Source organism: Trichlorobacter sp., from assembly GCF_030247655.1.
Lineage (GTDB): Bacteria > Desulfobacterota > Desulfuromonadia > Geobacterales > Pseudopelobacteraceae > Trichlorobacter.
Window position 1 is genome coordinate 1 of sequence record NZ_JAOTRZ010000327.1, and the last position, 2,133, is coordinate 2,133.

The following is a 2,133-nucleotide window of genomic DNA, read 5'->3' on the forward strand; positions in this document are numbered from 1 at the left end:
CAGGTGAGGCTTGGAGCGCAACCAGAGTATCAAGCCAGCCTTGATACAGGTTCAGTAGATCGTTACTTGGTTGTTTATTGAGTGCTAGAGCATCAAAGAACTGCCGGATAACATCGCTACCCATTGCAGATTTACCGGATACGGTTACTTCAACAACATCACCATCCAGCACAAACTTATCAGCCTCATTCTGTGCCTTACGCTTGTTTGCCAGTGAAAGACTGACTTGATCCCTCTGCACCAGAATAAGAAACAGCGGGTATGGTATGGCACGGTGAATCAGCTCAGTCAGGCGGCCAGCCTTGGCTTCTGATCGCAGAGCAACAGAAAGAACAGCAATCTCCAGATACTCCCGCTCATTATCCAGATATTCCGGCACGCCTATGGTATTGGGTTTTAGTGCTGCCAGCCAGTGAATCTCTTCAATACCGTCATTGATCTTGCGTTTATCAGCAGTGGTTGGCGCACCGTTTTCCACCAATAGCTTCTTGGGTACACGCTGATCTACTCGGCAACTGGTGGGCAAACTGAGAGCCGCCAACAGATCTGAAATCGTAATTACTGACATTATACGAGCTTGCCGCCAAAAGCCTTAATCGTCTCCTCACTGTCTCGGCCTGATATAGCTTTGCCAGTGGCAGTCTCAATCAATCCCAATAAGGCTGATGCTCTGGATAAGATAAACGTTTCAAAATTATCAGAACGAAGTTCAGCGACCGGTATCGCATGAGAAACTAAAAACTCATCAAGGCTTGGAATGGCTACCTGCTTGTTTTTATGGATTCTTGACAGGTATTCACTCGGAGCATCGCCACTAATAAACCTGTTGGTGCTTGCTGCCAGAGGCGCTTTGTTCACGACACTATTCCACTTTTCGCGAGGCAGCTTATTATTTTCGCACCAGACTCTCGGAAAAATGTGGTGAATGTCTATTGCATTGTTGAAGTATGTATTGAGGTCAATCGGCGTACCACTAATAAAGTCCTTACTGCCAAATTTCATCAGCAATGCAGTAAGCCCTTTGTATGCGGCAGCAAGTCGTGATTGCAAAGATAGCAAACGAGTCGGCGCAAAGCTGGCATCCCGTACCGTGCGTGGTTCAGGACAATTATCTATCCATTGAACAACATCAGATATATCCATAGCAAAGCGTGTTTCATTTGCGCTTCCGTAGAGTTCACCAAATTAGCCACACCAGTACCACTGGATGATTTTTTGTTTGACTCTATATAAAGATAATTTATCTTACAGCCGTGCGCAAATTGTTGCAAGAGGGATCAGTTGGGTGGTGTTAGGACGATTTTTTGTATCAAAAATTTTTTCTTCAGCAAGTAGTTCGGCGGCCTTTTTGAATCCGGTTTCTACACGTGCTTGAAGTCTCTTGAAATCTGACAATTCGAGTCTAAGCACATCAGCGCGTTTGCATGAAATAGCGGTCTGATTTAATAAATGCTGTTCAAAGCTGGCAAGGAGGGTAACGGCTGTAAGAAATGCAGTGCCATCTACAGCATTTAGAACCTCATGCTTGGCGGTAAGCCGAATATTACGCGCCTCCCAGTCTTCTCTTAGGTTGAATTCCTCAGCCGCAAAGGTTGCAGTTACCAGCTCAAACACAGTGAGAGTGACACCTCCGGTATTTACTTTCTCGAAAACCTGACAGACTGCTTCCCGTGGTGTGTCCTCAGTCAGTTCGATTGCCGGTACTTTGAATTGTTGAAAACGTAACCATATTTCCTGTTCAAAACGCATCAGAAACATCATTGCGTCAGCAGCATTGTTATGGTGATTTGCGTAGTTCATTTTCCAATTCATGAATCCTTGTGTATCAAATACGAGTGATATTGGAAACATGCGGTGTGTGTGCTGAAGCGCCAACGTACAGAGATCAAGCCCAATCTTTCTGCCAAAGTCAGAAGTCACCTGAAGCGAGGCCGGTACAGATATGACAGCATCTTCACGATCTTCGGCAGGATCAAGGCACTTTGCCATATCAAGAAAATAGACACATTGGATTTCGGCACCCTTGTCAGTCTTTGTCCTGACAGCAGATCCGCTCCGAAGTGATAAGTACATTGACGTCAACCGCTGTTGGCCATCCAGAACAAAATATTTTGGTTTTGGCGCAGGCTGCAA

General features: G+C 45.5%; 3 protein-coding genes. All 3 read right to left on the minus strand.

What is annotated here, in order from left to right; all coding sequences use genetic code 11:
- Positions 1-568: DUF4391 domain-containing protein (locus OEL57_RS16310; RefSeq protein WP_300741949.1), on the minus strand; the 568-nt coding region annotated here is incomplete at its 3' end.
- Entirely contained in the window at positions 568-1,143 is a 576-nt protein-coding gene (locus OEL57_RS16315) for a hypothetical protein (protein WP_300741951.1), read from the minus strand. The genes OEL57_RS16315 and OEL57_RS16310, both read right to left, overlap by 1 nt.
- Positions 1,144-1,245: 102 nt before the next feature.
- Positions 1,246-2,133, minus strand: an 888-nt coding sequence (locus OEL57_RS16320) for a DUF262 domain-containing protein (protein ID WP_300741954.1), incomplete at its 5' end; no start/stop codon positions are given.